Annotated in this window: 9 protein-coding genes; 7 read left to right on the top strand and 2 right to left on the bottom strand. The window is 69.5% G+C overall.

The window, feature by feature from the left end:
• The 3 genes from JWN68_RS12960 to JWN68_RS12950 all read left to right on the top strand — a co-directional run.
• Positions 1 to 1,443: OB-fold nucleic acid binding domain-containing protein (locus JWN68_RS12960; RefSeq protein ID WP_297739541.1), on the top strand; the 1,443-nt coding region annotated here is incomplete at its 5' end.
• Positions 1,440 to 2,033 (top strand): hypothetical protein, encoded by a 594-nt coding sequence (locus tag JWN68_RS12955; RefSeq protein ID WP_297739539.1) that lies wholly within the window; start codon positions 1,440 to 1,442, stop codon positions 2,031 to 2,033. The genes JWN68_RS12960 and JWN68_RS12955, both read left to right, overlap by 4 nt.
• A 43-nt stretch (positions 2,034 to 2,076) precedes the next feature.
• Complete coding sequence (locus JWN68_RS12950) at positions 2,077 to 3,747, top strand: DUF3352 domain-containing protein (protein WP_297739537.1); 1,671 nt, start codon at positions 2,077 to 2,079, stop codon at positions 3,745 to 3,747.
• Positions 3,748 to 3,757: 10 nt separating this feature from the next.
• Here the strand turns inward: JWN68_RS12950 and ybaK are convergent, their stop codons facing one another.
• Complete coding sequence (gene ybaK, locus JWN68_RS12945; protein WP_297739535.1) at positions 3,758 to 4,243, bottom strand: Cys-tRNA(Pro) deacylase; 486 nt, start codon at positions 4,241 to 4,243, stop codon at positions 3,758 to 3,760.
• 8 nt (positions 4,244 to 4,251) lie between these two features.
• Positions 4,252 to 4,917, bottom strand: a complete 666-nt coding sequence (locus JWN68_RS12940) for an LON peptidase substrate-binding domain-containing protein (RefSeq protein WP_297739533.1) — start codon at positions 4,915 to 4,917, stop codon at positions 4,252 to 4,254.
• A 111-nt stretch (positions 4,918 to 5,028) separates the two neighbouring features.
• Between JWN68_RS12940 and hisD the strand changes: the two genes are divergently transcribed.
• The 4 genes from hisD to hisH form a co-directional block, all read left to right on the top strand.
• On the top strand, positions 5,029 to 6,351 hold the full coding sequence (hisD, locus tag JWN68_RS12935; RefSeq protein ID WP_297739544.1) for a histidinol dehydrogenase: 1,323 nt from the start codon (positions 5,029 to 5,031) through the stop codon (positions 6,349 to 6,351).
• Positions 6,348 to 7,463, top strand: coding sequence for a histidinol-phosphate transaminase (locus JWN68_RS12930; RefSeq protein WP_297739532.1), 1,116 nt, complete (start codon positions 6,348 to 6,350; stop codon positions 7,461 to 7,463). The genes hisD and JWN68_RS12930 overlap by 4 nt, the downstream gene beginning before the upstream one ends.
• Positions 7,460 to 8,071 (top strand): imidazoleglycerol-phosphate dehydratase HisB, encoded by a 612-nt coding sequence (gene hisB / locus JWN68_RS12925; protein WP_297739530.1) that lies wholly within the window; start codon positions 7,460 to 7,462, stop codon positions 8,069 to 8,071. The genes JWN68_RS12930 and hisB overlap by 4 nt, the downstream gene beginning before the upstream one ends.
• Positions 8,068 to 8,441: imidazole glycerol phosphate synthase subunit HisH (hisH, locus tag JWN68_RS12920; protein WP_297739527.1), on the top strand; the 374-nt coding region annotated here is incomplete at its 3' end. The genes hisB and hisH, both read left to right, overlap by 4 nt.

Genomic DNA, 8,441 nt, shown 5'->3' with positions numbered 1-8,441 from the left:
CTGGGCGAGACCTACGGTCTGATCGTCTACCAGGAGCAGGTCATGGCGATCGCCCAGAAGCTCGCGGGCTACTCGCTCGGACAGGCGGACATCCTGCGCCGGGCGATGGGCAAGAAGAAGAAGGAGGAGCTGGACAAGCAGTTCGCCGGCTTCTCCGCGGGCATGACCGAGCGCGGCTACAGCCATGGGGCGATCAAGGCGCTGTGGGACACGCTGCTGCCCTACTCCGACTATGCCTTCAACAAGGCCCACTCCGCCGCCTACGGCCTGGTGTCCTACTGGACGGCCTACCTCAAGGCCAACTACCCCGCCGAGTACATGGCCGCGCTGCTCACGTCCACCAAGGACGACAAGGACAAGTCGGCGATCTACCTCAACGAGTGCCGGCGCATGAAGATCCAGGTGCTGCCGCCCGACGTCAACGAGTCGGCCAGCGACTTCACCCCGGTCGGCCACGACATCCGCTTCGGCCTGACCGCGATCCGCAACGTCGGCGCCAACGTCGTCGACGGCATCGTCGCCGCGCGCGCCGAGCACGGCCGCTACGAGTCGTTCGACGACTTCCTGAGCAAGGTCCCCGCGGTGGTCTGCAACAAGCGGGTGATCGAGTCGTTGATCAAGGCCGGCGCGTTCGACGAGCTCAAGCACCGCCGCCGCGCCCTGGTCGCGATCCACGAGAACGCCATCGACCAGTACATCGACATCAAGAAGAACGAGGCGATCGGCCAGGACTCGCTCTTCGGCGGGCTGGACGAGGCTGATGGTGGCTTCGGTGTCAACGTCGTGGTCCCCGACATCGACGACTGGGACAAGACGACCCTGCTCGGCCACGAGCGCGAGATGCTCGGGCTCTATGTCTCCGACCACCCGCTGCTCGGTCTCGAGCACGTGCTCCAGGTGGGCACCGACTGCTCCATCGGTCAGCTGATGCTCGACGAGGAACGCCCCCACGGGACGACCCTGACGATCAGCGGCCTGGTGACCAGCGTGCAGCGCAAGATGACCAAGAAGGGCGACTCCTGGGCGACCGTGACCCTGGAGGACCTCGACGGTGCCATCCAGGTGCTGCTCTTCCCCAGCGCCTATCAGCTCGCTTCGTCCTACCTTGTCGAGGACGCGATCATCCGGGTCAAGGGGCAGCTCTCCCGAGACAAGGACCAGCCTGAGCTCCGAGCCCAGGAGATCACCGTCCCTGACCTCTCCGACGGCCCGTCCGGCCCGGTCTCGGTCAACCTGCCCCAGACCCGGATCAACCCGGCGGTCGTGGACAGCCTCAAGGACGTGCTGGCGACCCACCCCGGTGTCACCGAGGTGTTGCTGAACGTCCGGATGCGCGACAAGACGATCGTGCTGAAGGTGGGGGACCACCATCGGGTGACCCCGTCGCCGGCACTGTTCGCCGACCTGAAGCAGCTGTTGGGGCCCGGGTGCCTCGCCGGATGAGCCGGATGGGCCGGATGGGCGACCGGCGGGGTGCTGCCGTGCAGGCCGTTGGATTCGTGCTGGCCTTCGCCGTGGTGGGCGCCGTGGCGGGTGTCGTCTGGGAGCTCCTGTGGGACGCACCGGACGGCCTCGTCTTCGAGGGCAAGTGGTATCTCGAACCCGCCGGGCCGGACTACGCGTTCTCGGGCACGGGCTGGTACGTCGTCGTCGCCCTCGTCGCCGGCAGCCTCACGGCGCTGGCCCTCGGGTGGCTGTGGCCGCGACACGAGCTCGTCAGCCTGGCCGCCATGGTGGTCGGCTCGACGCTGGCCGGCTGGGTGATGTTCAAGGTGGGGCATGCGCTCGGCCCACAGGATCCACAGCTCCTCGCCGCGGGCAAGGAGGACCTGAGCACCCTTCCCAGTGAGCTGTCGGTGGTCGGTGCGGGGGACGACCCGCGGTTGCACATCTTCGACTCGAGCGCCTTCGTGGCGTTCCCGGTGGGCGCCATGACGGCGGCGGTCTTCCTCTTCCTGGCGATGTCGGGTCGCCGGGCGGCCCAGTCGTCCGATGATCGCCCGAGCACGTCCGACAACCCCTACGCTGGATAGGCTCCAGCCGTCTCGCATCCAGCTTCACTACACGGGGGTCCCCATGTCCAACACCACACCGCCCGGCTCCGACGGGCCCGAGTACCTCGAGTCGTCGGCGGGTTCGCCCGTCGAACGACCGGCCACTTCCGCCGACAACCGCAAACGGATCATCGCGCTGGGCGGTCTCGCTGGTGTGCTGGCGCTGGGCGGCGGAGCGGTGTGGGCAGCGAGCTCCTTCCTCGGCACCGGCGCACAGCCGGCCGAGGCACTGCCCGCCGGTACGCTCGGCTATGTCAGCGTCGACCTGGACCCCAGCGGGGGCCAGAAGGTCGAGGCCATCCAGACGCTGCGCAAGTTCCCGGCCTTCAAGGACGAGATCAACCTCGACACCGACGACGACCTGCGTGAGCGCCTGTTCGAGGAGATCACCGACTCCGGTGAGTGCGAGGGCCTCGACTACAAGGCCGACGTCGAGCCGTGGCTGGGATCGCGCGCCGCGCTGGCCGCCGTCGACACCGGCGATGACACACCCTCCCCGGTCGGGGTCGTGCAGGTCACCGACGCGAGCGGGGCCGAGGACGGTCTGGCCAAGCTCGTCGAGACGTGCGGTGGTCCCGACGAGACCAGCACCGGCGGCTGGGTCGTCGCGGGGGACTGGGTCGTGATCGCAGAGACCGAGGCCATCGCCCAGAAGGTCGTGGACGCGACCGAGAAGGGGTCCCTGGCCGACGACGACGGCTTCGCCAAGTGGACGGGTGAGGCAGGGGGCGACGGCATCATGTCGTTCTACGTCGCTGCTGCGGCTGCTGACTACCTCGGTGACGTCCTTGCCAGTCCCGGGATGGGCATGATCCCCGGGGCGGGTGTCCTCTCCGGAATGGACCCGATGAGCCCGGAGGGCCTGACCGAGACGGCCCCGTCCGAGGTTCCGGAGGAGCTCCAGAAGGTGCTCGACAACTTCGACGGTGCCGCTGCGACGGTGCGGTTCGAGGACGGCGCACTCGAGGTCGAGTACGCCGCGTCCAACTACCAGCCCGAACTGACCAAGCACTTCACTAACGAGGCCGGCGTCGAGCTGCTGGGTAGGCTGCCGGACGACACTGTTGCGGCGTTCGCGCTCGGCTTCGAGCCCGGCTGGGTCGACGGCATGATCGACTACTTCGCGTCCGTGATGCCCGAGTCCGAGGGCATGAGTGTCGAGGAGATGATCGCCGAGGCCGAGACTGCGACCGGCCTGGAGCTGCCCGAGGACGCCGAGACGCTCACGGGCGAGGGCATCGCAGTGTCTCTCGGCGGTGGCATCGACGTGGACGCCTTCACCAACGGCGGCCCCGGCGAGCTTCCGCTCGGAGTCACGATCGACGGCGACGCCGACGACATCCAGGCGGTGCTCGACAAGCTCAAGGACGCAGCCGGACCGGAGGTCGCGCCCTACCTCGAGGTCACCGAGGCCGACGGCCATGCCGTCATCGCGCTCAACGACGACTACCGCGGCAAGCTCGACTCAGGCGGCTCCCTCGGCGACACGGGCGTCTACAAGGACGTCGTCGAGAGCGACGAGGCGCAGAACGTGATGTTCGTCAACTTCAACGCCGACGACGACTGGCTGACCAGGATTGCCGAGAGCGATCCCGAGATCAGCGAGAACCTCGACCCGTTGGCTGCCTTCGGCGTCAGCCAGTGGATCGACGGCGACACGATTCACGGCCTGTTCAAGCTGACCACGGACTGAGGTCTGCTGCTCACCGGCCGATCGGGGCCGTGATCGCTTCGGTGGTCGCGACCAGGTCGGCCGGTGCCAGCTCCAGGTCCAGCCCGCGACGACCGGCAGACACGAAGACCGTGGCGTGCTGGAGGATCGACTCGTCCAGGACGGTCCGGTGGGGTTTCCTCTGCCCCAGCGGCGAGATGCCGCCTGCGACGTACCCCGTGGCGCGCTCGGCGGCAGCAACGTCCGCCATCACCGCCTTGCGGCCGCCCAGCACACGCGCCAGGGCCTTCAGGTCGAGCGACCCTGCCACCGGCACCAGGGCGACCACCAGCGTGCCGTCCAGGTCCGCGACCAGCGTCTTGAACACCCGCCCCGGTTCGACGCCCAGCGCCTCTGCAGCCTCCAAGCCGTAGGACGCCGCGCGCGGGTCGTGTGCATAGTGGCGCAGCTCGAACGCGATCCCGGCCGCCGTCAGCACCAGGGTCGCCGGGGTGCCCGAGTTCCGCTTCTTGGCCACCGGGACGACTAGTTGGGCGACCAGGCGGTGCGGGCCACGTCCGTGGCCGGCAGCGAGGGGATGACGTTGATCGCCCGCAGCTCCTCGCGCAGCAACTGGGTGACGAGCTCGAGCCGCGCGTGGGGGCTCTCGGCCTCCAGTAGTGCCTGACGCTCGGCCATCGGCAACGGTGCCACGGCGGCGAGCGTCCAGGACAAGTTGCCGGGGTCGCGCGGAAGGCTGCCTTCGAAGGTCGTGCCCTGCATCTCGCTCACGGCCGCGCGGTAGGCGGTGAAGGTCGCCCTGGCGCGGTCGTGCAGGGCAGCGGTCCCGTCGTGGGGCTCGTCGGGGGAGTCGGTGACGGCGCCCTGCGCGAACCCGGCCGACGTCTCGAGGCCGCCCAGGACGATCCGGTCGCGAGCGGTCGCCACGATCTCGAACGAACCGTCCTCGTTGCTCTCCACCTCGTTGAGCTGCATGCGCACGCCGACGCGGTAGAGCGACTGGGCACCGTGGTCGCCGACCTCGTAGCCCTCCCGGATGGCGACCGTCCCGAAGACCCGGTCCGCCGGGTCCGGGACGCTCAGCAGGTGCTGCACCAGGGCGCGATAACGGTCCTCGAAGACGTGGAGGGGCAGCGTGACCCCGGGAAACAGCACGGTGTTGAGCGGAAACATCGGCAGGGTTTCGGTCACGGTGCCAACCTAACGCGGACCTGGACGTGTCCACTGCCGGTCGGCGTTGCGGGGTCGTGCGCGGTGACTCCCTAGGATCGGACCATGGATGAGAGCGGTACGCCGACGCGGATGCGCCGGATCGACCTGAGGGCAGCCGATGCCGGCACCCTCGACTACCGCGCGGTCGTGCCGCGCGCCGAGTTCGACGTCGAGGCCGCCACCCATGCCGTCATCCCGATCATCGAGGCGGTTCGCACCCGCGGAGTGGACGCGATCCGGGAGTACTCCCAGCAGTTCGACGGCGTCGACCGCGAGGACATCGCCGTACCCAAGGACGCGCTCACCCGGGCGCTCGACGAGCTGGACCCCCAGGTCCGCGCCGCCCTCGAGGAGGCCGTCCGTCGCCTGCGCGCCACCTGTTCTGCGGAGCTGGAGGCTGACGTCACCACGCGGCTGGGGGACGGCGCGATCGTCACCCACCGCAAGGTCCCGGTGGACAGGGTCGGGCTCTACGTGCCGGGGGGACTCGCGCCGCTGGTCTCCAGCGTCGTGATGAACGTCGTGCCAGCGCAGGTCGCGGGCGTCCGGTCGATCGCCCTGAGCAGCCCGCCGCAGAAGAACTCCGGCGGACTGCCCGAGCCCACCATCATGGCGGCGTGCGCGCTGCTCGGTGTCGACGAGGTGTATGCAGTAGGCGGAGCCCAGGCGATCGCGATGTTCGCCCACGGTGCGGGCCCCTGCCGGCCCGTCGACCTGGTTACCGGGCCGGGCAACATCTACGTCGCGGCAGCGAAGCGGGTGCTGCGCGGCGTGGTCGGGATCGACTCCGAGGCCGGTCCGACCGAGATCGCGATCCTGGCCGACGACTCGGCGGATGCCGCCTACGTGGCAGCTGACCTGATCAGCCAGGCCGAGCACGACCCGATGGCCGCGTCCGTGCTGGTGACCGATTCCCTCGCGCTGGTCGACGAGGTCGACCTCGAGCTGGACAAGCAGGTGTTCGCCACGCGGCACACCGCTCGCATCCAGACGGCGTTGGCCGGACGGCAGTCCGCGATCGTGATCGTCGACGACGTCGAGCAGGGTCTGGACGTGGTCAACGCCTACGCCGCCGAGCACCTGGAGATCCACACGCGCAACGCCCGGGAGGTGGCGGCTCGCGTCCGCAACGCCGGCGCGATCTTCGTCGGCTCCTTCGCGCCAGTCTCTCTCGGTGACTACTGCGCAGGCTCCAACCACGTGCTGCCGACCGCGGGCTGCGCGTGTCACAGCAGCGGCCTGTCGGTGCGGGCGTTCCTCAAGTCGGTGCACGTCATCGACTACAGCCGCGAGGCGCTGGCCGAGGTCGCCGAGCACGTCGTCACGCTCGCTGAGGCGGAAGACCTTCCCGGGCACGGCCAGGCCGTCGCGGTGAGGTTCGACCCCCGCAACTCGCCGGGGGAGCCGACGTGAGCTTCCCACCTATCCGCGAGGAGCTGCGCGGGATCGAGCCGTACGGCGCACCGCAGCTCTCGCTCGAGCAGGCCCCCGTCCAGCTCAACGTCAACGAGAACCCCTACGGGCCCTCCGCAGCCGCCGCGGCGGACATCGCGACCGCCGTGGCCCGCGCCGCGATGACGCTGAACCGCTACCCCGACCGCGAGTTCACCGAGCTGCGGGAGGGGCTCGCGGCATACCTCAACAGCTCCGGTGGCAGCGGGATCACCCCGGAGATGGTGTGGGCGGCCAACGGTTCCAACGAGGTGATGCTGCAGATCCTGCAGGCCTTCGGCGGGCCGGGGCGGACGGCGCTGAGCTTCGCCCCGACGTACTCGATGTATCCCGAATATGCCCGGGACGCCATGACCGACTGGGTGGTCGGCCACCGTGCCGAGGACTTCTCCCTCGACCTCGACGCCGCCCGCGACCTGGTCCACCGGACCCGGCCCAGCGTGGTGCTCCTGCCCTCACCCAACAACCCCACCGGCACGGCGTTGCCGCCCGAGGCGGTCTCGATGCTCTGCGATGCGGCCGGCGACGGCATCGTGGTCGTGGACGAGGCGTACGGCGAGTTCCGCAGGTCGGGCACGCCCAGTGCACTGGAGCTTCTGCCGAGGCACCGCAACCTCGTGGTGAGCCGCACGATGAGCAAGGCCTTCGCCCTGGCCGGCGCCCGGCTCGGCTATCTCGCCACAGACCCGGCGATCTGCGACGCGATCCGGGTGGTGCGGCTGCCCTACCACCTCTCCGCCGTCACTCAGGCGACCGCGCTGGCTGCGTTGCGCCACGCCCCCGAGCTGCTGGGACGCGTCGACGACCTCCGAGGCGAGCGCGACCGCACGGTGGCGTGGCTCCGCGAGCAGGGACTCGAGGTCGCTGACAGCGACGCCAACTTCGTGCTCTTCGGCAGGTTCGCCCACCGGCACGCGGTCTGGCAGGGTCTGCTGGGTCACGGCGTGCTGATCCGCGAGACCGGTCCCGACGGCTGGCTGCGCGTGTCCGTCGGCACCGCCGAGGAGATGACCGCATTCAAGAGCGCACTGACCATCGTCATGAACACCGAACCGATGAGGGACAACACATGAGCCGTACAGCCAGCATCGAACGGACCACGAGTGAGTCGAAGATCCGGCTCGAGCTCGAACTCGACGGCACCGGGCGTTCGGAGGTCGCCACCGGTGTCGGGTTCTACGACCACATGCTCACCGCCTTCGCGCGGCACTCACTGGTCGACCTCACTGTGCGTGCCGACGGCGACACCCACATCGATGCCCACCACACGGTCGAGGACACGGCGATCGTGCTCGGGCAGGCGCTGCGTAAGGCACTGGGCGACAAGACCGGCATCCGTCGCTTCGGCGACGCCACCGTGCCGCTGGACGAGGCGCTCGTGCAGGCCGTGGTCGACGTGTCGGGTCGTCCCTACTGCGTCCACACCGGCGAGCCCGAGGGCCAGGTCTACGTCGCGATCGGCGGCCTGGACGGCGCGGCCTACCAAGGCTCACTGACCCGACACGTGTTCGAGACGATCTCCTTCCACGCGCACCTGGCGCTGCACGTCCGCGTGCTCGCCGGCCGCGACCCGCACCACCTCGTCGAAGCGCAGTTCAAGGCGTTCGCGCGTGCCTTCCGTGACGCCATCGCGCTGGACCCGAGGGAGCAGGGAGTGCCGTCGACGAAGGGGACGTTGTGAGCAGCGTCGTCGTCCTCGACCACGGCTCCGGCAACCTCCGCTCTGTCGTACGCGCGGCAGAGCGGGCGGGCGCCGACGTGGTCCTGACCAGCGACTTCCAGGCCGCTCTCGACGCCGACGGGCTCATCGTTCCGGGCGTCGGTGCCTTCGCTGCGTGCATGGCGGGGCTGCGTGCTGTGAAGGGTGATCGCATCATCGGTCGCCGCCTGGCCGGTGGACGACCGGTGCTGGGCATCTGTGTCGGCATGCAGATCCTCTTCGGCCGTGGTGTGGAGCACGGGGTCGAGACCGAGGGGTGTGACGAGTGGCCCGGGACGGTGTCCAGGCTCGAGGCCCCCGTCGTGCCGCACATGGGCTGGAACACCGTGGA

Origin of the sequence: Nocardioides sp., from assembly GCF_025964975.1 — a bacterium.
Classification (GTDB): Bacteria; Actinomycetota; Actinomycetes; order Propionibacteriales; family Nocardioidaceae; genus Nocardioides.
Note: the sequence above shows the minus strand (reverse complement) of the source record. Positions and strands in the feature narration are given on the sequence as shown.

Excerpts from the sequence above, each read along its gene's own strand:
- hisD (WP_297739544.1), top strand. The coding sequence starts at position 5,029 with ATGCGCCGGATCGACCTGAGGGCAGCCGATGCCGGCACCCTCGACTAC.
- JWN68_RS12950 (WP_297739537.1), top strand. The coding sequence starts at position 2,077 with ATGTCCAACACCACACCGCCCGGCTCCGACGGGCCCGAGTACCTCGAG.
- JWN68_RS12955 (WP_297739539.1), top strand. The coding sequence starts at position 1,440 with ATGAGCCGGATGGGCCGGATGGGCGACCGGCGGGGTGCTGCCGTGCAG.
- hisB (WP_297739530.1), top strand. The coding sequence starts at position 7,460 with ATGAGCCGTACAGCCAGCATCGAACGGACCACGAGTGAGTCGAAGATC.